Consider the following 23,249-nt stretch of genomic DNA (forward strand, 5'->3'; position numbering starts at 1 on the left):
GACCTGCGCAGATGCTGTCGAACCGTGGTCGTGGACGGCTTGCTCTCGTGGTCCGCCTCGTGGTGCTCCACGATTGCGCGCGCAGCGGGAGGCGCAGAAGTCTGGGCCCGACCCACCCGTCACCGGTCCCCGCCGGACGACGGGCCCGTGAACTTGGGGGATACGGTTGCTCAGCTCACCCCGGACACCAGAGACCGGCGCCGCCAGCGCTGCCCGGCGGCGGGTTCCCGTGGCCGTCCAGGCGCCGGATCCGCTCTCCCGCGAGGGCGCCGTCAGCCAGTTGCGTGTCCGCCCCGAGGTCGAGGTCCGCGAAGAGCTCCCGGCCGCCGCCGGCACGGTGGTGCTGCTGATCGAGGACACCCTCGACGAGGCGGCGCTGGCCCGGCTGCGGCGGATCGTGCGCAGCGAGGGGGCGCGGGCGGTGCTCGTCGTGGGCACGATCCGCGAGACCGAGCTGCTGGACGTCATCGAGTGCGGGGTCGGGGCCATCGTCTGGCGTCGTGAGGCCACCGCGCACCGGCTGGTGCAGGCGGTGCTGGCCGCCCACCGGGGCGACGGCGACCTGCCCGCCGACCTGCTGGGCAGACTCATCAGCCAGGTGGGCACGATGCACCGCGGTGCGGCGGGCCGGCCCGGCGCCCCCTCCCTGGGGCTCGCGCCACGGGAGGTGGACGTCCTGCGGCTGGTCGCCGAGGGCCTGGACACCGGAGAGATCGCCAGCAAGCTGTCCTACTCCGAACGAACCGTCAAGAACGTCATGCACGGACTCACGACGCGGCTGCATCTGCGCAACCGGGCGCACGCAGTGGCATATGCCCTGCGGGAAGGCTACATCTGACCGAACGGGCAATCGAAGGCGGACACGCGGGCAGCGTGCCGTGCCCGCCCGCCGACCCCGCAGCGCCTGCGGAAACAGGCCCGGAAAGGGCACGATCGGCAAAGGGCTGCCGCTGACAGGTCGCCGCTGTACGGCAATTGAGGAGCACGACGGTGATCCACGAGGTGGACGAAGTCCTCAAAGGCCTGCTCGAGGGCGGCGCGCTCGCGGGCTCCGGCATCGACGTCTCCTTCGAGGCCCCGACCCGCGACTGGGCCGCACGACGCAACGCCCCTGTGATCAATACCTACTTGTACGACATTCGCGAGGACGTGTCGCGGCGGCAGCGCGGCCAGATGGCGGTGCGCGACGAGCGGGACATCGTCGTGAAACGCCGTCAGCCGCCGCGCTGGTTCCGGCTGTCGTATCTGATCACCGCGTGGACGCGCACCCCGCAGGACGAACACCGGTTGCTGTCCGCAGTGTTGGCGACCCTGCTCCCGCGCGAACTGCTCACCGCCGACGAACTTCCCGGCTCCCTGGGCGCGTTGGGGCTGGCGGTGCCGGTGACGGTGGCCAGCGTCCAGAGCGAGTCCCGTTCCCTCGCCGAGATCTGGTCCGCGCTGGGCGGCGAGCTCAAGCCGTCCCTGGACCTGGTGGTGACGGCGCCCTTCCCCGCGTACCCCGAGTACGACGCCGGTCCGCCGGTCACCGAGGGCGCGGCGGTCCGCCTGCGCGGCATGGACGGCGACCCTCCGGAGTCCGGCGAACGCGCCCACCGCCCCCACCAGGTGGCAGCGGCCCGCGCCGCCCGCGAGGCCGCGACCCGGCGCCCGGGCCAGCGGTGAGCGAGCCGACCGCGAACGGGGCGTACGCCGGGGAACAGCAGGACGTGGTCGCCGCCCCGGTCCCGGAGGGCGCGGACGGGGGGCTGCTCTCCCGCCTCTTCGCGCTGCGGGAGCGGGTTGCCGTTCTGGTCGACCGGCGTGCCGCCGGCGATCCCACTGCCGCCGATCCGCTCCGTGGGCTGTACCTCTCCGAGGAGGCCGTGCGTCAGCTGCTCGCCGGCGGGACGGCCGTCCCGGGCGACGACCTCACCGCCGCCGTCCCGCCCGGCGCCGCCCTCGCCCCCGCCGACCCTCTCACCGCCCTCGCCGTCCGGCTCCGCCTCACCGACCTCGACGCCGCGATCCTCCTCATCGCGCTCGCGCCCGATCTGGACCGTGTCTTCGAGCCGCTGTACGGCTACCTCAACGACGACGTGAGCAGACGGCGCGCCACGGTCGGCCTCGCCCTCGAACTGTGCGGGGCGCCCGCGCACCGGGCCACCGCCCGTGCCCGCTTCCATTCCTCGGCGCCCCTGCGCGCGTACGGGCTGCTGGACGTCGAGGAACCCGAACGGCCTTTCCTGTCGCGCTCGTTGCGCGTCCCGGACCGGGTGCTCGCCCACCTCCTCGGCGACGACACCCCGGACGCCGCCCTGCACGGCAGCCTGCACCCGCTTCCCCCGCCGCTGCCCCTGTCCGACGGCGACGAGGACTTCGTCCGCCGGCTGACGCACCGACTGCGGGAGGGCGGCCCGCTCACCGCCTACCTGCGCGAACACCGCGAGGGCGACGGCCTCGCCGCGATCGCCTCGGCCCTGCACGCCGCAGCCGTCGACGCCGTCCGCTTCAGCGGGTCCGACGACCGTCTCCCCGGCCTTCTGCGTGAGGCGCGCCTCGGCGGCCGGGCGGTCGTCCTGTCGGGCCTGCCGGACCACCCGGCCGCGCTGATCGGCGCGTTGGCCGACGCCTCGGACGTCACCGTCCTCCTCACGGACCCGCGCCCCTACGACCCGCACTGGTCCACCCACGACCCCCTCGTCCTGGAGGCCCCCCGCCGCCGAGCAGGCGGGACGGCCGCGTGGGCGGCGGCACTCGCCGAAGGAGACCAGGGCCAAGGAAACCAGGGCGAAGGGGAACGGAGCGAAGGGGAACGGGGCGAAGGGGAAGGGGGCGAAGGGGAACGGGGTTTCGACCTCGCCGCCACCGTCGCCCCTTACCGCCTTGGCGGCGAGCGGGTGGCGCGGGCCGCGCGCGCCGCCGCCGCCCTGGCCGCCTTCGAGGACCGGCCGCTCACCGCCGACCATGTTCGCCTGGCCGCCCGCCAGCAGTCGGCCTCCGGCCTGGAACGACATGCGCGACGGATCCGGCCCGACGTCGGCTGGGAAGACCTGGTCCTGCCCGAGCGGCCGCTGACCCAACTGCACGAACTCGCCCTGCGCGCCCGGCACCGCGACCGTGTCCTCGGCGACTGGCGGCTCAGCGCGGGGGGCGGGCGCGGGCGAGGGGTACTCGGCCTGTTCGCCGGCGAGTCCGGCACCGGCAAGACCCTCTCCGCCGAGGTCGTCGCCGCCGAACTCGGGCTCGATCTCTACGTCGTCCAGCTGTCCTCCGTCGTCGACAAGTACGTCGGCGAGACGGAGAAGAACCTGGAGCGCATCTTCACCGAGGCCGACCGCACCGACGCCGTGCTGCTCTTCGACGAGGCGGACGCCGTCTTCGGGAAGCGGTCGGAGGTGAAGGACGCGCACGACAAGTACGCCAACATGGAGAGCGCCTACCTGCTCCAGCGACTGGAGTCGTTCGACGGCATCGCGCTGCTCACCACCAACCTGCGCGCCAACATCGACGAGGCGTTCACCAGGCGGCTCGACCTGGTGGTCGACTTCCCGTTCCCCGACGCCGGTCAGCGCCTCGCGCTGTGGCGGCACGGGCTGGTCCACGTCCCCTGCGCCGACGACATCGACCCCGAGCCACTGGCCAAGGACTTCGAACTCGCCGGCGGGTCGATCCGCAGCGCGGTCGTCACCGCCGCCTACCTCGCCGCCGCCCGGGACGAGCCCGTCGGCGACGGCGACCTCCTGGAGGGCGCCCGCCGCGAGTACCGCAAGGCGGGCCGTCTGGTCCCGGGCGAAGCCAACTGGTGACTGCCGTATGACTGGTGACTACCGTATGACTGGTAACTGCCTTATACGGAAAGGGAGTCGGCCTGGGTCAGGCCGTCGCCCTCACTGGGCGCGCCACTTCTGGTTCGGGGTTCCCGAGCACGTCCACAGCTGAAGCTTCGTACCGTTGCCGGTGCCGTTGTCCTTGGCGTCCACGCACTTGTTGGCCTGCGGGTTGACCAGGTCGAGGTCCTTGCTCAGGATGAACTGCTGGGCGGGGTTGCCACTGCAGTTGGCCAGCTGGATGACCGCGCCGTCGTCCCGCGAGCCCCAGGCGACGTCCATGCACAGGCCGAGCGAGCGTACGGTGCCGTCCTTGCCGAAGATCCACTTCTGGTTGGCCGAGCCGGCGCAGTCCCACAGCTGGAGCGGGGTGCCGTCCTTGCCCTTGCTGTTCTGTGCGTCGGTGACGTCGATGCACCGGTTCGAGGCCTGGCCGATGATGATGGCGCCGGGCACCGGTGTCGTCTTGCCGGAGCCGCCCGAACCGCCGGTGTCCTTCTTGCCGCCGCTGCCCGACCCCGAGGAGTCGCCGGAGCCGCCGGCCCCGGAGCCGCTGTCGTCCTTCTTCGGCGGGGCGGCCGGCGGCTGCTGCTCGGGCAACGGATCGGCGGAGGCGTCCACCTTGGGCGCGGACGGCGCGGAGACGGACGGGCTGGGCAGCGCGGTCGCTCCGGCCTCCGCGAGCTTCTCCCTGGTGTTGGTGCCGACCTGCGGCTTGTACGCCAGCCAGATCATCACGAACGCGATCGCCAGAGCCACACTCAGACTGAGAGCCGTCGCCAGCCAACGCGGCAGGAAACCACGCTGCACGAACGTCCCGTCCACCGACAACGGCACCGCACCCGACCGCTGCACACTCAACGCATACGGCCGCTGCTCCTTCGACCCGAACCAGATGACCTGACGCGGACGAAGCGTCGTATCCACGAACGCCGCCCGCCCCGGCTCGATCTGCACACTCCCCGGACTGAACTCATACCCCAAGTGATCGCCCGTATCGGCACCCGCCACCGACGCCGTCACCCGCGTATTACCGAGATTGTCGATCGCCAACCGCGGACGCCCCCGGAACCGCCCCTTCACCGTCGGCGGCACCAACTCCGCCCGCACCTCCGTGAACGGCGTGACCGTCAGATTCCCCTCCGGAACAGTCACCGCCTCCGGATGCTCCGTCGGCGTAATACGCACCGCATACGGATTCGGCCCCGCCTTCGCATCCGAGGTGCGCGGCGGGGCGAAGGTCAACTCCACCGTCCCCGTCGTCCCCGGGAACAGACGCAACGTCTGCGGCTCCACCGACGTCCACGGCGCCACCTGCCCAACGGGCTCAAAACGGTACTCGTCGACCACATCACCGGTGTTGCGCACACGCAGCCGCACGGTCGTACTGCCGCCGGGGTCCACGGTCGCCGCGGCCGGTTCCAGAGAGGTCCACAGAGTCACCTGGCGACGCTACGACGCGGGGCGAGGGCCCGTCAGGAAGCCGCAGGGCACGACCGCTGCCCGAAAGGGACGGCAGGTCGTGCCCCCGCACACGGTTTCAGAGCGTCTCCGAGCGCCTCCGAGCTGCTTCCGATCGGCTCAGACCGTGAAGCGGACCGCCTCCAGCTGGAGCTTCTGCTCCATGGGGCTGCCGCCGTAGATCCAGTCTCCGTCCTTGGTGCAGCCGTTGCCCAGCCAGCCCCGGTCCTTGATGTGCGGGTTCTGGCAGACGGAGCCCTCGAACGTCTTGATCGTGTAGCCCTCCATCGCCGCGACCGCCGGCTTGCTGGAGCCCATGTACATGTTGACGCCGTCGGAGGCCTTCGACCACTTGTCCCCGGTCAGCCAGCCCCCGACCACATGGGCGGCGTTGCCCGTGACACCGCCGGTCCTCGCCGTGGCGATGTTGAGGGCCTTGATGGGCAGGTTCTTGCCGGTCGTACCGGCGATCGCGCCGTCGCATACCGGGGCCTGCCAGCCCTGGTCCGCCACATAGGCGCGGTAGCAGATGTGCCGCCCGTCGCTGCGCGCCGCGAGCTTGTTCACGGCGTCGGCCGCCGTCTCCTGCTTGGGCTTCGCGGGAGCCTTCGACTCGCCGCCCCCGCCCCCGCCCCCATCCCCGCCCCCGCCGTTGGCCGGGGCCGGGCTGGTGGCGGGCGCCTCGACCACGGCGGGGGCGGTAGGGGTGGGTACCAGGGCCGGGGCGCTGGGCGCCGCCGAGGGGCTGGGCGCCAGGGTGCTGACGCCGGCCGCGAGCTTCTCCCTGGTGTTGGTGCCGACCTGCGGCTTGTACGCCAGCCAGATCATCACGAACGCGATCGCCAGAGCCACACTCAGACTGAGAGCCGTCGCCAGCCAACGCGGCAGGAAACCACGCTGCACGAACGTCCCGTCCACCGACAACGGCACCGCACCCGACCGCTGCACACTCAACGCATACGGCCGCTGCTCCTTCGACCCGAACCAGATGACCTGACGCGGACGAAGCGTCGTATCCACGAACGCCGCCCGCCCCGGCTCGATCTGCACACTCCCCGGACTGAACTCATACCCCAAGTGATCGCCCGTATCGGCACCCGCCACCGACGCCGTCACCCGCGTATTACCGAGATTGTCGATCGCCAACCGCGGACGCCCCCGGAACCGCCCCTTCACCGTCGGCGGCACCAACTCCGCCCGCACCTCCGTGAACGGCGTGACCGTCAGATTCCCCTCCGGAACAGTCACCGCCTCCGGATGCTCCGTCGGCGTAATACGCACCGCATACGGATTCGGCCCCGCCTTCGCATCCGAGGTGCGCGGCGGCGCGAAGGTCAACTCCACCGTCCCCGTCGTCCCCGGGAACAGACGCAACGTCTGCGGCTCCACCGACGTCCACGGCGCCACCTGCCCAACGGGCTCAAAACGGTACTCGTCGACCACATCACCGGTGTTACGCACACGCAGCCGCACGGTCGCCCGGCTGCCGGGGTCGACGGTGACGGAGGAGGGTTCGAGGGAAGTCCACAGGCTCACGCACCGACGCTACGGGGAGGGCGGCGGGCGGGGTCAGAGGCCGGGGGGCAGGGTGCGTGCCCCGCAGGACCGGCCGGGCTGCCCTCCTGGTCGACAGCAGACCGACGCGAACAGGCGGACCGTGACGCAGCTGTCAGGCCGTGGCCCGGACGATCAGCGTGCCGATGTGCCCAGGCTCCGGGGACTCCACCACAACGGCACTTCGCGCCCGCACGCTGCACCATGCGCGGCGACAGGTCCACGCCGGTCGCCTTGACGCCCTGCTGAGCGAGGTGGGCGAGGGCGCGGCCGGTGCCGCAGCCGATCTCCAGAACGGACTCCGGGGTGCCGAGGAGTTCGGGGCCGGGGCCGTGGCCGGAGTACTGCGTCCAGCAGAACGACAACTCGGCGTCGTCCTTGAACGCGGACTCGGCGTAGGCGTCCCACAGTTCGGTCTCGGCGGCGATGTCATGCGGTACGGGCACAGCTGTTCCTCTTGTTGTCGGGTGCGGGGAGCCCCCGCCCTCGGGGAGCTGTGAGGACGGGGGCGACTGTAGCGGGGGTCAGTGGCTGTCGGGGACCTTGTCGTCGCACGGCGAGCAGTCCGCGCCGTCGATGGCCCACAGCTCTTCGTCGATCGCCCAGCCCTGGCTCTTCAGGAAGTCGCCGGTGCGCAGGCACAGGCCGTCGCCGGGCGGTGATCGACCGCAATGGGCTCGGACAGCGAAGCCGCGCTGCACGCCTGCTACGCCGCGCGGGAGCCTCCCGCCGCGAACTGAGATACACGTCATCGTGAACTCCGGTTCGTGGCGGGAGGAACGGTCTGCGGTCCCCAACGCGTACGCGCTTCCATTCGCCTGTTCGCCGTCAGGTCGAGGTCGTCGCCGAGGGGCTTCCGTGATGGGAGGTGGTTACGGTCGTGGCTCGCCACGCCCCTCGGGCACGGGCTGCCCGTGGCCGCCTTCGTACTCTTCGTCGTCCCCGGTGTCCGCTACGGGCAAGCGCCCGCCGCGGGACTCGGCGACGCGCAGGGCGTCGGTCAGGCACTCGGCAAGCCGGATGCCGGCGTAGCGGACTTCGGCGTACGGCGACCTGGGGTCGTCCAGCACCTGGCGCGCGAGGCCGAGCACGTCGGTGCCGGTGGCGAGCTGGACGGCCTCCAGGTCGTCGGCGAGACGGGAGAGGCGGCTGCCCTTGTCGTCGGTCACCAGGTAACAGGGTTTGCCCTCGGGGGTCGGCCAGGGCAGGAGTCGGGGGGTGGTCACGCCGTTCAGGTATTCCATCAGGCGGCCACTCCCTGCGCGCCGACGATGTGTTGGTCCAGGTCGATCCCGAAGTCGGCGGCGAGCACGAGGGCGAGCCGACGGCGCTGTTGGAGGGCGGCCTCCCGGGTGACGAGGCCGTACGGGGAGCGGTGGAGGGGGAGGTGCGGGGGCAGGGGGGTGGAGTCGTGGCGTACTGCGGTGAAGTGCAGGCAGAGGTGGGGATGGCGGTGGGTGCGGCGCCGTTTGCCTGTGCCGGGCGCGAAGAGAAGGCGCACCCAATGGAGGGTGCGGCGGATAAGGTCGTGCACGTCGACGCTCCTTGTAAGCGTTGGCCATGCCCCGGGAGGTCTAGCCACCTCGCCGGGGTCTTGTCGTTTTCGACCATACCGGGAACTGCGTCCCCCTGCACCCTTCTGAGTACTACTGCGTCCCACCGCGCTAAGACGCGTTCCAACCCTGCGTTACGCGCTGGGCTGCGGCACGGTGGAACGATGAGTGAGCTTCCGCGCTACGAGTACGTGAAACTCGCCGATGCCATCGCGGCAGACATCGGCTCCGGCAAATTGCCGCAGGGGGCCGCGCTGCCCGGCGAGCGAGCCATGACGGAACTACACGGCGTGAGCATCGGCACGGTGCGCCGCGCCATCGTTGAACTGCGGAAACGAGGGCTTGTCGCAACCCTGCCCGCGAAGGGGACGTACGTCATCGGCATGCCGGAGCCACTCAGCGACACACCCCCGGAGGGCGGACCGGACGACTGAGAAGAGCCACGCGGTGTGTCGCGCGGCCTCTTCGCTGACGAGCCCGTACCGCCTCTGGAGCGTTTCAGGGAGCCGCCCACCCCCGGGTACGGCCCGGCACGTTGCCCTCAAGGACACCAACCGTGCCCCCAGACGTGCACCGAGGGCCGTTTCGACGGACGCGCTTCGCGCGTGACGGTGAAAGACGTCCTGACGCGTACCCCGAGGAGAGCACAGCATGCCGTCCTACCTGTCGCCCGGCGTATACGTCGAGGAGGTGGCCAGCGGCTCCCGCCCGATCGAGGGGGTGGGCACCTCGGTGGCGGCCTTCGTCGGGCTCGCCCCGACCGGCCCGCTCAACGAGCCGACCCTGGTGACCAACTGGACCCAGTACGTGGCGGCGTTCGGTGACTTCACCGACGGCTACTACCTGGCGCACTCCGTCTACGGGTTCTTCAACAACGGCGGTTCCGCCGCCTACGTCGTCCGCGTCGGCGGTTCCGCGGCGGGCGCGGGCGGCGACGCCAAGTCCCCGGCGGCCGTGACCGGTTCCGCCGCCCCCGCCGCGCTGCCGGCCGGCGAGCCCCGGCAGCTCGGCACGTTCGCCGTGACGGCCGTGGCGCCCGGCAACCTGAGCGTCGAGGTCGCGGACGCGGAGGGCGAGGGCCCCGCCGAGCGCTTCAAGCTGATCGTCAAGGATGGCGACAAGGCCGTCGAGACGTTCGACGTGTCGGCGAAGAAGGGCAACCGCTCCTACGTCGTCACGCAGGTCAAGGAGCGCTCCAAGCTCATCACCGTGACCGAGGCCGCGCCGGCGGCGCAGCTGGCCCGCCCGGACAACCAGACGGTCGCGCTGCCGGCGGCCCCGGCGTCCGCCGCGCCCGCCGTGCCCTCGGAGGAAGCGGCCACGGTCGGCCCGGCCCAGTACCTGGGCGACAGCTCCGACCGCACCGGCTTCGGCGGCCTGGAGGCCGTCGACGAGGTGTCCATGGTCGCGGTGCCCGACCTGATGGCCGCCTACCAGCGCGGCGCGATCGACCTGGAGCAGGTCAAGGCCGTCCAGCTCGGCCTGATCGCGCACTGCGAGCTGATGGGCGACCGCGTGGCGATCATCGACCCGCCGCCGGGCCTGAACGCCCGTCAGATCCGGGTCTGGCGCCAGGAGACGGCCGGCTACGACTCCAAGTACGCGGCCCTGTACTACCCGTGGATCAAGTCCTTCGACCCGGCGTCCGGCCAGGCCCGGCTGATCCCGCCGAGCGGTCACGTGGCCGGCGTGTGGGCCCGCAACGACTCCGAGCGGGGCGTCCACAAGGCTCCCGCCAACGAGGTCGTGCGCGGCGCGGTGGACCTGGAGATCCAGATCACGCGCGGCGAGCAGGACCTCCTCAACCCGATCGGCGTGAACTGCATCCGGGCGTTCCCGGGCCGGGGCATCCGCATCTGGGGCGCCCGCACCCTGTCCTCCGACCCGGCCTGGCGCTACCTGAACGTCCGCCGGTACTTCAACTACCTGGAGGAGTCGATCCTGATCGGCACCCAGTGGGTGGTGTTCGAGCCGAACGACCACGCACTGTGGGCCCGGATCCGGCGCAACGTCTCCGCGTTCCTCGTGAACGAGTGGCGTTCGGGCGCCCTGTTCGGCGCCCGCCCGGAGGAGGCGTACTACGTCAAGTGCGACGAGGAGTCCAACCCGCCGGAGTCGGTCGACCTCGGTCGGGTGGTCTGCGAGATCGGCATCGCGCCGGTCAAACCGGCCGAGTTCGTGATCTTCCGGCTGGCCCAGTTCCAGAGCGGAAGCGGCGAGCTGGAGGAGTAGGCGCACGGCGCCCTTCCGCTTCCGCAGACCGCAGTCAACCCCCTTAGAAGGAACCGAAGATGAGTCTCCAGCCGGGTGACGCCCTTACTTCACACAATTTCGGCCTGCAGATCGACGGCGTGATGGTCGAGTACCTCGCCGAGGTCAGCGGCCTCAGCCTCGAACAGGACGTCATCGAGTACCAGCAGGTCTCCGCGCAGGGCAAGCCCGTCACCAAGAAGCTGCCCGGCGTGAAGAAGGCGGGCACCTGCACGGTCGTGCGCGGCATGACCCAGTCCGCGGCGTTCAACCAGTGGATCACCGAGTCGATCAACGGCGTCATGGGCACCGCCCGCAAGAACGCCACGATCATGGTGATGGACTACCAGAACAACCCGGTCAAGCGGTACAACATGCGCAACGCCTGGTGCAGCAAGATCGACACCAGTTCGGTGAAGGCCGGCGAGGCCTCCGCGCTGACCGAGACCGTGACGATCACGTTCGAAGAACTGGTCATCGAGTAATGCGGCGTACGGCTGTACGGGGGCCGGTGGCGGGAGCGGACGCGGGAGCGCAGACGGTCGTCGGGGCGCAGCCTCAGGAGGCCGCCGCCCTGCTCCCGCCGGCGGCGCCCACGCCCGCGCCGATGCCGGCCCCGGTGCAGCAGCAGCGACTGCAGACGGAGTTCCCCTTCGAGCTGCCGCGCGGCTACGTCGACGAGGCGGGCACCGTCCACCGCGACGGCGTGATGCGCCTCGCGACGGCGCGGGACGAACTCGTCCCGCTGCGGGACATCCGCGTCCAGGAGAACCCCGCCTACCTGTCGGTGGTCCTGCTCGGCCGGGTCATCACCCGCCTCGGCACACTCCCGCTCGTCCACGACGGGGTGGTGGAGAACATGTTCGCCTCCGACCTGGCGTTCCTTCAGGACTTCTACCGCCAGGTCAACGCCGAGGGGCACACCCGCGCCTCGGTGCAGTGCCCCCACTGCTCGGAGCCCTTCGAGGTGGAACTCGGCGGGAGCCGCCTGGGGGAATCGTGACGTACGCGACCGACCGGCTGCACGAGGAGATCGCGTACGTCGCCTACCACTTCCACTGGAGCCAGGACGACATCCTGGACCTGGAACACCACGACCGGCGCCGTTACGCCGACCAGATCGCGTCCCTGGTGACCAGGGGCCGGGCGGAGGGCTGAGGCATGGGGTTCCTGGACCGGTTGCGGGGCGGACGTGGGGATCGCCGGGATCGTGAGGGTCGCGGGGACGGCTCGGGTACGCCGTCGGCTGCGGCGGGCGGCCCGGTCGACACGACGCCGACGCCGGCATCGACGTCAGTGCCGGCACCGCGTGTCGTGACAGCCGCCTGGCCGTCGCTTCCGCCCATCCAGCGGACGGCGGGCGGGGGTACGTCGGGTGTCGCCGACGCCGGCTTCGGCGGTCGACTGGCCACCTGGCAGAACCCCTCCTTCACCGCCACCCGCTCCCCCGCGGTACTGGACGCGCGGCCGGGCGGCCTGATGAGCAGCCTGGCGACGGCGACACCGGTCGAGCAACCCGAGCGGGTGGCTGCGCCGCCCCGGCCGACGCCACTACAGCGCACAGCGCCGCCAACCGGGGCACCGGTGCCGTCCGGCCGGCCGGCTCCCGCGTACCCGACCGCGGCAAGGGTTCCGACGACTCCGACGGCGGCGAGGGTTCCGAACACTCCGACTGCGGCGAGGGTTCCAAACACTCCGACGGCTCCGGCAGGTCCGGCGGCTCCGACGGCTCCGGCAGGTCCGGCGGCTCCGGCGGCTGCGGTTCCCCCGGGAATGCCGGCGGTGCCCGTGGTGTCGGCACGACCGACGGCGCCGGTCGCTCCTACTCCCGCTGCCGCCTTCCCGGCGCGGGGCATCCGGGTGTCCCCGGCAGGCCCGGCGACGACATCGGCCCCGGCGCCGTTGACCAGGTCCTCGTCGGCACCGGTGCAGCGCCGTACGCTGCCTGCCCGGCCGACGCCCGCAGCCGCGTCGACGCCTCCCGGCACCGGTTCTGCGCAGGCCTCCGGCCGGGGCACGGACACCGACGGCGCGGGCCCGACGACCGGCAAGGAACCCGCGCCGGGCCCGCGACCGGCCCCCTCGGCCGCCGTCGCGGGGCCGACAGCGGCAAAGACAGCCCCGCCCCCTACGGCCCCGACCGCACCGGCCGGCGGACAGCCGGTGGCGCTGCAGGGGGCGGCGACGCCCCAGCACGAGGTTCCCGCCCCGACCACTCACCAACCGGTCGGACTCCAGCGGGCGGTAACCCGTCACGAGGCCGCCACGCCGACCACCTCCCGCACAGCGGAAGGCAGCCCGACCTCCCCTACAGCAGGGGCCGACCCGATCCCTCCGGCTCCTCGGCAGCCGGTCGGACTCCAGCGAGCGATACCCCCGCACGAGGCGTCCACCCCGACCACCTCCCGCACGGCAGAGGCCGACCCGACCTCCCCCTCCGCTCAGCAACCGGTCCGACTCCAGCGGGCGATACCCCGCCACGACGCCCCCACCCCGGTCAACTCCCGTACAAGGGAGGGGAGTCCGACCTCTACCTCCGCTCAGCAGCCAGTCCGACTCCAGCGGGCAGCACCCCGTCGCGCAGAGGCGGTGCCCGGCAACTCCCGCCCGGCGGCGCCCAGTCCGGACCCGGCCCGAGTACGGCCTGCGGTGCCGGGCTCGGGTGACGTCGGCCCCTCGGCGGCGGCCGGTACCACGCCCGCCACACCGGCCGGATCCGTCCGGCCGTCCCCGGCGACCACGGCGACCACGGCGTCCCCGGCGTCCCCGGCGTCTCCGGGGGCGTCGAGGGCGGCGACGGTTCCGCCCGTAGGCCCTGCCGGATCCCCTGCAGCGAGTGCCGGGCACAGCGTGCAGCGCGCTGTCACTGGGCGTACGGCTTCGTCGCGCCCGAGCGACACCCCGTCACCGACGCCGGTCGCGCCCACCTCAGCGCACCCGCCCACCGCGGCCACACCCCACCCCGCGAGCAGACGCCTCACCCCCGCCGACACCCACACCGGGTCGTCGGCCACCCGCGGTTCCGGCCCCACCCCGGCCCCGGGCAACAGCGGCCGGACGTCCTCCCCCGTCGTCCAACGCACGGCGCCGACACCGACCTCGACCACGGGCCCGGGCCCGGGCCCGGGCCCGGGCCCGGGCCCGGGCCCCAGCTCAGCCCCCGCCTCCGCCCCCCGTTCGACCTCGGCCTCGGCCCCGGGCTCGACCTCCAGCTCGGCCCCGAACGACGCCGGCCGTATGTCGTCCCCCGCCGTGCAACGGACGGCACCGGCAGGCGGCTCGACCTCGGACCTGGCCGCCGCCTCGGGCCCCCGCTCGGGTTCAGCCCCAAGTGAGGGTGGCCGCATTTCGCCCCCCGCCGGGCGGCCCGCTGCGACGCCACGCGTCTCGAACACCCCGCCCGCTCCCGCCGGCCCCACCCGCCCCGTGGCCGCAAGCGGTTCGGCGCCGACGCACACCGGCCCGGCAATACCCGTGCGCCCGGCCACCGACTCTCCTGCTCCCCGTACCGGTCCAGCGTCCCCGTCCTCCTCCGTCACGCCCACCCCCCGACGTCGCGCAGGACTCGGCGCCCCCACGAACCTCCCCCCTGACCGACCGCGCCCGACGACACCCCCCAACGCCACGGCGTCGGCACCCCGTACGACCACTCCCGCGTCCAGCACTCCGAGTTCACGGACGGAGCCGTTCCCCCCGCTCCAGCGCTCCACCCCCCTCGGCGCCCCCATACAGCGCGCCGCAGCACCGACGCCTCCCGCGCCGCCCTCCCGCCCCGCGCCCGCGCGCCCCGTGCTGGGCAGTCCCCTCTCCACCCGCCCCGCCGACGCCAAGCCGCTCGCCGCACCGAGCGCCGCCGCCCCCGTCGCCCCCGTCGCCCCCGCCGCGCCCGTCGCCCCCGTCGCGCCCGTCGCGCCCGCCGCGCTAAAGGCCGATGCCCCCCGTACGACGACGGCCCCGACCGCCACGCCCCCCGTCGTACAACGCACCGCGGCAACACCCATGGCCTCCCCACTCCCGCGGCCCGCCTCCGCCGCCTCCGCCGCCCCCGCCGCCCCCGTCGCCCCAGCCCCGCTGCCGGCGCCCACCGCACTGCCGCTGCCGCTGCCGCTGCCCGCCCCGGCGACGCCGACCACCAGCAGTTCCCCCACCAGCCCCGTCACCCGCGCGGTCCGCCCCACGACGACAACCGGCACATCCCCGGTATCCCCCTCTCCCTCCCCCTCCGTCGTACAGCGCCGCACGGCCACCGCACCCGTACCACTGCGCCGCCCCACACCCGGCGCACCCGCAGGCCGCCCCGTGGCCCGCCCGTACCCCACACCCGCAACCGCAACCGCAGCAGCCGCTCCCGCGCTCCCCCTCTCGAACGCCGCGCCGCTCCTCCCGGGAGCCCATCTCCCCGCCACATCACTCCCGCCCGTTCAGTCCGCCACCCCCGCGCGCCCCACCGGCCAGGCTCGGCCCCAGACCCAGACCCAGCCTCTGCCCCAACCCCCCACGATCCAGCGGCGTACCGCCGTCGCCCCCACCCTCCCGGTTGCCGCCGCCGCGGCACCCACCCCCCCGAAGGCTCCCTCTCCCCCTCCCCCTGCCCCTCCTGGCGGTGACCCGAACTCCGCGTGCCCCAAGTGCGGCGAGCCGCACCGGCCGTTCGACCCCCGCGCCCTCACCGACTTCCAGCTCGACGAGCTGACGCACCGTCTGACCGGTCGCATCACCCGACTCCTGCGCACCGAACTCCGACTCGACCGCGAACGAATCGGCAGACTCCGCGACCCCCGCCGCTGACCCGGGGGCCACCCGAATCACCGCGCCCCCGCCCCTCCAACCCCGTCCCTCTCCACTCTCCCCTCTCCCAGAAAGGCCAGGCGGCTCCGATGCCCTCCGATCTCGACCCGGGCTCCACGATCTTCTTCACCCTGACCATCGACGGCGAGAGCCTCGGTTACTTCAACGGGTGCGAGGGGCTCTCGTCCCAGGTGGAGATCGAGCACCGCCAGGAGGGCGGGAACAACGGCTTCGTCTGGGCGCTGCCCTCCCGCGTCACGTTCTCCAACATCCGGCTGACCCGCCCCCTCACCCCGGACACCGCCAAGGTCGCCAAGTGGATCTCCTCGGTGACCACCGGGGTGACCCGGCCGACCGCTCAGATCGCGGCGCTGCGGGCGGACGGCTCGGAGGTCGCCCGGTGGGGCCTGATCGACGTGCTGCCGGTCAGCTGGCAGGGGCCGTCGCTCAGCCCGGACAACCCGGGCGTGGCCACGGAGGTCCTGGAGATCACCCACCACGGCTTCACGGACTAGGCCGGAACGGGCCGGAACGAAACAGAACTTAACGGGACGGAAGAGGCACACCACATGGCCAAGGGAAGCAAAGGCGGCGCCGGCAAGAGCCTGGTCCGTGCCACTCTCGCGATCCACGAGCCGCCGGTCGGCACCAGCACCACCCCCGGCGGACTGATCAAGTCCTTCGGGTTCGACTTCAACCCGGCGCAGCTCCAGCTCGGCCGCCGCGCCCAGTGGAAGGTCACGCCGACCGCGGCCGTCCGCGACGGCTCCGTACCGGAGTTCATGGGTCCGGAACCGCGCCAGATGACCGTGGAGATCTTTCTCGACTCCTCCGACCAGCCCGGCAGCAACACCGTCCTGAAGAAGGTCGAGTCGCTGCTGGAGTGCTGCGAGGTGACCACCAAGAGCATCGCGGCCAAGCAGCCGTCGCCGCCGTGGGTGGTGTTCCAGTGGGGTTCGTTCTCGACGGCCCGCTTCACTGCCTACGTCAGCAGCATCGACGTCACGTACTCGCTGTTCGGCACGACCGGCGTGCCGATCCGCGCCACGGCACAGGTGCATCTGCACGAGATCCCCAGCAAGACGAAGGGCCAGAACCCGACCTCGGGCGCGCTGACCGCGCAACGCGTGCACCGGGTCGTCGCCGGGGACTCGCTCCAGTCGCTGGCCTGGCGCGAGTACGGGGACGCGTCCGCGTGGCGGTCGATCGCCGAGGTCAACGGCATCGACGACCCCTCCCGTCTGCCGACCGGCATCGAGCTCGTCATGCCGGCCGCAGAGGAGGTGCGCTCCTAGTGGTCCAGTCCGCGTTCTCCAGCGTCATCCAGGTCACGCTGGGCGGCCGTCCCCTCCCCGTCGACTTCGCGCCGCTGCTCGTCGAGGGCTGGGTGGACCAGGGGCTCGGTGTGCCGGCCGCGTTCCGGCTGACGTTCCGCGACCCCTACCGTCAGGTCCTGGGCAAACTGGGCGTCAAGTTCGGCACGCCCGTCGTCCTCGCGCCGATCGCCGACGGCAAGGGCGCCTCGGACCCGCTCCTCACCGGCGAGGTGTGCGGTCTGGAGGCCGACTACGACGGCACCGGCACCTTCACCGTCATCCGCGGCTACGACTTCGGCCACCGTCTGATGCGCCAGCGCCGGGTCGCCGCGTACCGCAACCAGAGCGCCTCCGACATCGCCCGCAAGCTGGCCGCGCAGGACGGCGTCCCCGTCGGGAAGATCCAGTCGACGAAGACGGTCTACGAGTTCATCAGCCAGGCCAACGTCACCGACTGGGACTTCCTCGCCCGGCTCGCCGACGAGAACGAGATGGTCATGTCGGTCGACGCGAAGGGCAAGTTCCAGTTCCTCAAGCCCGACCCGGCGTCCGGCGCGCCGCCCACCTCCACGCCCGGCGACAAGAGCCCCTTCGTCCTGGAGGCGGGCACCGACATCCTGCGCCTGCGCGCCGCCGTCACCGCCGCCGAGCAGGTCGGCACGGTCGAGGCGCGCGGCTGGGACGTGACGACGAAGAAGAAGCTCACGGCCACCGCGCCCGCGAAGACCAACCCCGGCATCAGCATCGGCACGACGCCCGGCGAGGCCGCCGCCAAGTTCAAGCCGGCCAAGCTGGTCGACGCGCAGACGCCGTACGACCGGCAGTCGGAGGTGAAGTTCGCCGCCGAGGCCCTCGCCGACGACGTCACCGGCTCGTTCGCCGAGCTGGAGGTCATCGCGCGCGGCACCCCGAAGCTGCGCCCCGGCCTGCCGGTCACCCTCGCCGACGTCGGCGACCCCTTCGAGGGCAAGTACACGGCCACGTCCGTACGGCACGTCTTCGGCGACGGCAAGCACTACGAGGCCTGGGTCACCGTCAGCGGACGGCAGTGGCGGTCCCTGTACGGGCTGTCCTCCGGCGGTGGGAACGCGGCCAACGGCCTGAACCTCCCCGGCACCACCAACGCCCTGGTCACGGACGTCCAGGACCCCCTCAAGCAGGGCCGGGTGAAGCTCCAGTTCCCCTGGCTCGACGACGCCTACATCAGCGACTGGACGCGGGTCGTGCAGTGGGGCGGCAAGGACGGCGGGTCGATCTTCCCGCTCGACGTCGGTGACGAGGTGCTGGTCGCCTTCGACCGGGGCGCCCTCGACCACCCGTACGTCATCGGCGGCCTCTACAACGGCAAGGACAAGCCGACCCCCGTGAAGGACGTGCCGCTGCACGACGGCGCCCGCCGCCGTGCCGCCCGGCACACCCTGTCCGACCGGGACGGCAACCGCGTCGACCTGCTCAGCCAGAAGACCGGCGGCCGTAAGCAGGGGGTGCGGGTGACGTCCGGCGACGACCGGCTCGTCATCAACCTGGACCGGACGAAGACCGAGATCACCGTCGACAGCAAGGGCACCGTCAGCATCACCGGCAGCCGGTCGGTGTCCATCGAGGCCGGCACCGACCTCACGCTCAGCGCGCGCCGCAACCTCACCATCAAGAGCGGCGGGCTGCTCGACATCCGCGGCACCGGCATGGTCAACGTCAAGTCGCTGACCAGCGTGGTGAACGTGGACGCGCTGGGCGCGCTGAGCCTCAAGGCGGGCGGCGCCGTGACCGTCAGCGCCGGCGGCACGATCCAGGTCAACGCCACCGCCAACGTGGGCATCCGGGCCGCCACCCTCCTGCTGCAGGGCGTCGTCATGGTCAACAACAAGCCGTATCCGATCCCGTGAGGACGGCCGAGCGGTACCGGAAGAGGAGAAGGCAGGTGGCCGTCTGATGGCCGAGCAATTCGTCGGATCGGGCTGGGCGTTCCCGCTCCGCATCGGCCCCACCGGGGGCATCGCCCTGGTCAGCGGGGAGCGCGAGATCGAGGAGGCGATCCGGCTCATCCTCGCCACCGCCCCGGGCGAGCGCCCCATGCGCCCGGAGTACGGCTGCGCCATCCACGACCTGGTGTTCGCCCCGGTCAACGAGGCGACGGCCGGCCGTATCCAGCACGAGGTGTACGTCAGCCTGGACCGCTGGGAACCGCGCATCGAGGTCACCGACGTCGAGGTCACCGCGGGCGCCGAGCAGGGCGTGCTCTTCATCGACGTCCGCTACGCGATCCGCGGCACCAACAACCCGCGCAGTCTCGTCTTCCCCTTCTACGTCATTCCGTCCCACGACGAGCCGGACCTGCCCGGCTCCGGTACGGCTTCCGAAAGCGACCGCTGATGGCCCTGCCCTCCCCCAACCTGGACGACCGCCGCTTCCAGCAGTTCGTCGACGACGCCAAGCGCTACATCCAGCAGCGTGCGCCGGAGTGGACCGACCACAACGTCTCCGACCCGGGCGTGACGCTCGTCGAGACGGTCGCCCACATGGCGGACCAGATCGTCTACCGCCTCAACCGCGTCCCCGAGAAGAACCACCTCGCCTTCCTCGACCTGGTCGGCATCCGCCTCTTCCCGCCGTCCGCCGCCCGCACAGAGGTCACCTTCTGGCTGTCGGCGCCCCAGGAGGAGCCGGTGCTCCTGCCGGTCGGCACGGAGGTGGCGACGGTCCGCACGGAGAGCGAGGACGCCGTCGTCTTCGCGACGGAACGCGAACTCACCGTCGTACCCTGCCAGTTGCGCCATCTCGTGGTGCAGCACCGGGACGAGCCGGTCACCGACCGGACCACCGACCTCACCGAGGGCAAGGACCTGCTCTGCTTCGCCGAGGCGCCGCAGCCCGGCGACTGCATGCTGTTCGGGCTGAGCGCCGCCGTCCCGCACTGCGCGGTGGTCCTGGAACTCGACAGCCGCGTCGACGGCGTCGGCGTCGATCCCCGTCAGCCCCCGCTCGTCTGGGAGGCCTGGACGGAGGACGGCTGGCAGGAGTGCGAGGTCGACCGCGACGGCACGGGCGGCCTCAACCGGCCCGGCGAGGTGGTCCTGCACATCCCCGGCGGCCATGTCCTGTCCCGCTCCGGCGGCCAGGAGGCCGGCTGGCTGCGCTGCCGCGTCACCGAGCCCCTCCCCGGCCAGCCCTTCTACACCACCTCGCCGACCGTGCGCTCCGCCGAGGTCTTCACGATCGGCGGCACCGCCCCCACCGTCCACGCGGAGACCGTCCACGACGAGGCCCTCGGCGAGTCGACGGGCCTGCCGGGCCAGCGCCTGACTCTCGCCCACTCCCCGGTCGTGGGCGACGACCCGCCGCTTCTGCTCCAGACCGCGGAACACGAGGGCTGGACCGACTGGCAGGTGGTCCCCCACTTCGCCGCGTCCGGCCCGTACGACCGCCATGTCACCCTCGACGCGGCGACCGGCGAGATCGCCTTCGGCCCGTCCGTCCGCGAACCCGACGGCCGGCTGCGCCAGTACGGCGCCGTCGCCCCCAAGGGCTCGGTCATCCGCGCCCGCCGCTACCGCACGGGCGGCGGCCGGTCCGGCAACGTCGCCCGCGGCGCGGTCCAGGTCCTGCGTACGTCCGTCCCGTACGTCTCGGAGGTCGTCAACCGCGAGGCCGCGCGCGGCGGGGTGGACGGCGAGACCGTCGAGGAGGCGAAGCTGCGCGCCCCGATCACCCTGCGCGCCCAGGAGCGGGCGGTGACCCTGCGCGACTACGAGGAACTCGCCCGCCGGGCGGCCCCGGAGACCGCCCGCATCACCTGCCTGGAGGGCGAGCCCGACGAGCACGGCTCCTACGCCGTACGGGTGTTGGTGGTCCCGCAGGCCGTACCGGACCCCGGTGGCCGCCTCCGCTTCGAGCAACTCGTGCCCGGCGACTCCCTGTTGGACCGCATCACCCGCCACCTCGACGAACGCCGCCTGATCGGGACGCGGTTGGCGGTCGGACCGCCGTACTACCAGGGCGTGACGGTGGTGGCGACGGTGCACGCCTTCCGTGGCGTCGACACCGACCGCGTCCGCCGCCAGGCCCACGACGCCCTCTACCGCCACCTCGACCCGCTGACCGGCGGCGCGGACGGCAAGGGCTGGCCGTTCGGCCGTCCGGTCCAGTCGGGCGAGGTCTTCGCGGTCCTCCAGCGCGTCCCCGGAGTGGAGCTGGTCGACCAGGTCACCCTCCACCCCGCCGACCCCCTGACGGGCAAGCGCGGCGAGGCCACCGACCGCCTCGACCTGGCCGCCCCGGCCCTCGTCTTCTCCTACGACCACCGGGTCCGCGTGATCGGGGACGGCTCGTGAGGGGCTCGGTCGACGGGCTGGGCTCGTCCGTCCCGATCGGCGCGATGCTGCCGGCCGTCTTCGCGGACGACGACCTGGCGCAACGCTTCGTCGCGGGCCTGGACGAGGTCATGGCGCCCATCCTCAACGCCCTGGACTGCCTGCCCGCCTACTTCGACCCGGCCCTCGCCCCGATCGACTTCACCCGCTGGCTGACGGGCTGGGTCGGCGCGGAGACCGACGGCACGGAACCGGAGCCGAGGCTGCGGGCAGCGGTCGCGGCGGCCGCGTATCTGCACCGCGTGCGCGGCACACGCCGAGGCCTGTCGGAGGCCATCCGGCTGGCCTTCGGCGTGGAACCGGAGATCGACGAGAGCGGCGGATCGGGCTGGAGCGCCCGCCCCCTCGGCCCGTTCCCGGGCGACCACCGCCCCCATCTCCACGTCACGCTCCGCCTGCCCGACCCCTCCCCGGCGGACGAGCACCGCCTGGACACCCTGGTGGCCGCCGCCCGCCCCGCCCACATGCCGTACACGGTCAAGGTGACCGCCGCTGAAAGGACCCCGGAGAGATGACCACCCAGAACTGCCCCGAGTGCGGCACGCGCGCCGAGCCCGGCCAGTCCTTCTGCGACGCCTGCGGCGCCGTACTGAGCTGGACAGACCGAGCGACGGCACGGGCGGGCGCGGCGGCTGGGTCGGGAGCGGCGGCCGACTCGGGCTCGGGCTCGGTAGCCGGTGCGAGTGCCGGTACGAGTACGGGTGCGGGTACGGGTACGGGTCCGAGGGCAGGCGCGGGTACGGGTCCGAGGGCAGGCGCGGGATCGGGCGGCACCGGCTCGGCCCACGGGTCAGCACCCGAGGAGGCCCCGCAGCCACCGTCGGGTACGCCCGGGCCGGAGGCCACCGTGGGTACCGCCGCCGACGCCGGTGCCGGTGCCGGTTCCGGTGCCGTATCCCATGCGACCCCCGCCACCAACGACCACGACTCGGACGACGAGGACACCACGGAAACTCCCCTCCCGGCCATCCCGCCGGAGGACGGCACCGCCGCCCCATCGACCCCCGCACCAACCCCGCCTCCGAATTCGAATCCGAATCCGAATCCCGGCGAAACCGCGCCGACCACCCCTACTCCCACTCCCACTCCCACACCCACTCCCGCCCCCGCGCTGGGGGACACGATGGCCGCGCGGGCCCGTTCGCTCCTCGTCCCCGTAGCCGACGCGGAGCCCCGCCCCGCCGCGCCCCCGTCCGTCGCGCCGGTCCTGCCGGGCCGGCCGGTCGCGGACCGGCCGCAGGTCCGCGCGCCCGGACCGGTCCAGGGCGAGCAGCACGGCGTCGCGTGCCCCTGGTGCGCCACGCCCAACAACCCCGACCGGCATTTCTGCGTCCGCTGCGCGATGCCCATGACCCTCGAGGACCGCTCCTCGATCCGCCTGCCCTGGTGGCGTCGCCTGTTCAACCGCAACGGCGAGACGCCCTGGGCCGGCGACCGCCCGCGCCTGCGCCGTACGTTCGACCGCATCGTCAGCTGGCTGGTGGCCGCGGTCGTGCTCACGCTGGTGATCATCGCCGGGGTGAACACCCCGGACGCGATCCAGGCCACCCGCGACCACTTCGCCAAGCGTGCGCCGGTCACCCCGGACTCGTTCGCGGCGTCGCGCTCCTACCCGGGGCACAAGCCGGAACTGGCCTTCGACAAGCTCAACAACACCTGGTGGGGTCCCGGGGTCTCGCAGTCGGGCGAGGGCGAGTGGATCGAGGCAAGCTTCGACCAGCCGACGCGACTTCTGGACCTGATCATCACCTCGGGCACGTCGATCCGGCCCGACCAGCTCGACGACTCCGCCCTCCCCCACCGCGTCAAGGCGACGATCACCTTGAAGGACGGCAGGACCACGACCCGGGAGCTCACCCTGGACCAGAGCGCGGGCGGGCAGCGGCGCGCGTTCCGCGTCGGCGAGGTCACCAAGGTCCGCTTTACGATCGAGTCGTCGTACTCGGTGTCCGGGACCAAGCAGGTGTCGATAGCCGAGATCGAGTTCTTCGGCCCGTCGAGCGCGAACGCGTCCTGAGCATGGCCTGACGGCCGAAGAGAAGGGCCGCGACTGACGGGAGCACCCCTCCACACGTCAGCCGCGGCCCTTCCTCCTGCTCTCCCGAGGTTGGTGCTTGCGTAAGCCAGTGCGGAGGCGCAAACGAACGA

Annotated in this window: 22 protein-coding genes and 1 pseudogene; 16 read left to right on the plus strand and 7 right to left on the minus strand. The window is 72.5% G+C overall.

Going from position 1 to position 23,249, the window contains the following annotated elements:
• Positions 1-166 precede the first annotated feature (166 nt).
• The 3 genes from B5557_RS21705 (at position 167) to B5557_RS21715 (ending at position 3,788) form a co-directional block, all read left to right on the plus strand.
• Positions 167-838 (plus strand): helix-turn-helix transcriptional regulator, encoded by a 672-nt coding sequence (locus B5557_RS21705; RefSeq protein ID WP_079661035.1) that lies wholly within the window; start codon positions 167-169, stop codon positions 836-838.
• A gap of 152 nt (positions 839-990) precedes the next feature.
• A complete protein-coding gene (locus tag B5557_RS21710; protein WP_079661036.1) occupies positions 991-1,665 on the plus strand; it encodes a DUF4255 domain-containing protein in 675 nt (224 codons plus the stop codon).
• A gap of 44 nt (positions 1,666-1,709) precedes the next feature.
• Positions 1,710-3,788: an ATP-binding protein gene (locus B5557_RS21715; RefSeq protein ID WP_231976462.1), complete on the plus strand. Its 2,079-nt coding sequence runs from the start codon at positions 1,710-1,712 to the stop codon at positions 3,786-3,788.
• An 81-nt stretch (positions 3,789-3,869) separates the two neighbouring features.
• Here B5557_RS21715 and B5557_RS21720 read toward each other — a convergent pair whose 3' ends face one another.
• The 6 genes and pseudogenes from B5557_RS21720 to B5557_RS21740 form a co-directional block, all read right to left on the minus strand.
• Entirely contained in the window at positions 3,870-5,252 is a 1,383-nt protein-coding gene (locus B5557_RS21720; protein WP_079661038.1) for a ricin-type beta-trefoil lectin domain protein, read from the minus strand.
• A 138-nt stretch (positions 5,253-5,390) separates the two neighbouring features.
• Positions 5,391-6,806, minus strand: a complete 1,416-nt coding sequence (locus B5557_RS21725) for a hydrolase (protein ID WP_079661039.1) — start codon at positions 6,804-6,806, stop codon at positions 5,391-5,393.
• Between the two features lie 182 nt (positions 6,807-6,988).
• Positions 6,989-7,270, minus strand: a pseudogene (locus tag B5557_RS46295) (class I SAM-dependent methyltransferase); the annotation flags it as partial.
• A gap of 78 nt (positions 7,271-7,348) precedes the next feature.
• Complete coding sequence (locus B5557_RS43800; protein ID WP_159424413.1) at positions 7,349-7,525, minus strand: hypothetical protein; 177 nt, start codon at positions 7,523-7,525, stop codon at positions 7,349-7,351.
• Positions 7,526-7,696: 171 nt separating this feature from the next.
• Positions 7,697-8,068 carry a hypothetical protein gene (locus B5557_RS21735; RefSeq protein WP_079661040.1) on the minus strand — a complete coding sequence of 124 codons (372 nt, stop codon included), beginning with the start codon at positions 8,066-8,068 and terminating at the stop codon, positions 7,697-7,699.
• Entirely contained in the window at positions 8,068-8,358 is a 291-nt protein-coding gene (locus B5557_RS21740) for a hypothetical protein (RefSeq protein ID WP_079661041.1), read from the minus strand. The genes B5557_RS21735 and B5557_RS21740 overlap by 1 nt, the downstream gene beginning before the upstream one ends.
• Positions 8,359-8,541: 183 nt before the next feature.
• Between B5557_RS21740 and B5557_RS21745 the strand changes: the two genes are divergently transcribed.
• From B5557_RS21745 to B5557_RS44265, 5 genes are all read left to right on the plus strand, one after another.
• On the plus strand, positions 8,542-8,811 hold the full coding sequence (locus B5557_RS21745) for a winged helix-turn-helix domain-containing protein (protein WP_079661042.1): 270 nt from the start codon (positions 8,542-8,544) through the stop codon (positions 8,809-8,811).
• Between the two features lie 217 nt (positions 8,812-9,028).
• The gene (locus B5557_RS21750) at positions 9,029-10,609 is read left to right on the plus strand and encodes a phage tail sheath subtilisin-like domain-containing protein (RefSeq protein ID WP_079661043.1); all 1,581 of its coding nucleotides are present in this window, start codon (positions 9,029-9,031) and stop codon (positions 10,607-10,609) included.
• A 59-nt stretch (positions 10,610-10,668) separates the two neighbouring features.
• Complete coding sequence (locus B5557_RS21755; protein ID WP_020132887.1) at positions 10,669-11,112, plus strand: phage tail protein; 444 nt, start codon at positions 10,669-10,671, stop codon at positions 11,110-11,112.
• Positions 11,112-11,630 carry a hypothetical protein gene (locus B5557_RS21760; RefSeq protein ID WP_079661044.1) on the plus strand — a complete coding sequence of 173 codons (519 nt, stop codon included), beginning with the start codon at positions 11,112-11,114 and terminating at the stop codon, positions 11,628-11,630. Before B5557_RS21755 ends, B5557_RS21760 begins: the two co-directional genes overlap by 1 nt.
• A complete protein-coding gene (locus B5557_RS44265; protein ID WP_099936383.1) occupies positions 11,627-11,785 on the plus strand; it encodes a DUF6760 family protein in 159 nt (52 codons plus the stop codon). The genes B5557_RS21760 and B5557_RS44265 overlap by 4 nt, the downstream gene beginning before the upstream one ends.
• Positions 11,786-13,167: 1,382 nt before the next feature.
• Here B5557_RS44265 and B5557_RS43805 read toward each other — a convergent pair.
• Positions 13,168-13,710, minus strand: coding sequence for a hypothetical protein (locus B5557_RS43805; protein ID WP_159424414.1), 543 nt, complete (start codon positions 13,708-13,710; stop codon positions 13,168-13,170).
• Positions 13,711-14,416: 706 nt separating this feature from the next.
• Here B5557_RS43805 and B5557_RS45745 point away from each other — a divergent pair.
• From B5557_RS45745 to B5557_RS21805, 8 genes are all read left to right on the plus strand, one after another.
• Positions 14,417-15,415 (plus strand): hypothetical protein, encoded by a 999-nt coding sequence (locus B5557_RS45745; RefSeq protein ID WP_159424415.1) that lies wholly within the window; start codon positions 14,417-14,419, stop codon positions 15,413-15,415.
• 89 nt (positions 15,416-15,504) lie between these two features.
• Entirely contained in the window at positions 15,505-15,930 is a 426-nt protein-coding gene (locus B5557_RS21775) for a phage tail protein (protein WP_079661046.1), read from the plus strand.
• 54 nt (positions 15,931-15,984) lie between these two features.
• On the plus strand, positions 15,985-16,710 hold the full coding sequence (locus B5557_RS21780; RefSeq protein ID WP_079661047.1) for a CIS tube protein: 726 nt from the start codon (positions 15,985-15,987) through the stop codon (positions 16,708-16,710).
• Positions 16,710-18,617 carry a VgrG-related protein gene (locus B5557_RS21785; protein ID WP_079661048.1) on the plus strand — a complete coding sequence of 636 codons (1,908 nt, stop codon included), beginning with the start codon at positions 16,710-16,712 and terminating at the stop codon, positions 18,615-18,617. Before B5557_RS21780 ends, B5557_RS21785 begins: the two co-directional genes overlap by 1 nt.
• Before the next feature lie 46 nt (positions 18,618-18,663).
• Positions 18,664-19,104 (plus strand): GPW/gp25 family protein, encoded by a 441-nt coding sequence (locus B5557_RS21790; protein ID WP_079661049.1) that lies wholly within the window; start codon positions 18,664-18,666, stop codon positions 19,102-19,104.
• Complete coding sequence (locus tag B5557_RS21795) at positions 19,104-21,062, plus strand: putative baseplate assembly protein (RefSeq protein WP_079661050.1); 1,959 nt, start codon at positions 19,104-19,106, stop codon at positions 21,060-21,062. The genes B5557_RS21790 and B5557_RS21795 overlap by 1 nt, the downstream gene beginning before the upstream one ends.
• On the plus strand, positions 21,059-21,616 hold the full coding sequence (locus B5557_RS21800; RefSeq protein ID WP_079661051.1) for a phage tail protein: 558 nt from the start codon (positions 21,059-21,061) through the stop codon (positions 21,614-21,616). The genes B5557_RS21795 and B5557_RS21800 overlap by 4 nt, the downstream gene beginning before the upstream one ends.
• Entirely contained in the window at positions 21,613-23,118 is a 1,506-nt protein-coding gene (locus tag B5557_RS21805) for a zinc ribbon domain-containing protein (RefSeq protein ID WP_079661052.1), read from the plus strand. The genes B5557_RS21800 and B5557_RS21805 overlap by 4 nt, the downstream gene beginning before the upstream one ends.
• Positions 23,119-23,249 lie beyond the last annotated feature (131 nt).

The organism is Streptomyces sp. 3214.6 (assembly GCF_900129855.1).
GTDB classification, from domain to species: domain Bacteria; phylum Actinomycetota; class Actinomycetes; order Streptomycetales; family Streptomycetaceae; genus Streptomyces; species Streptomyces soliscabiei.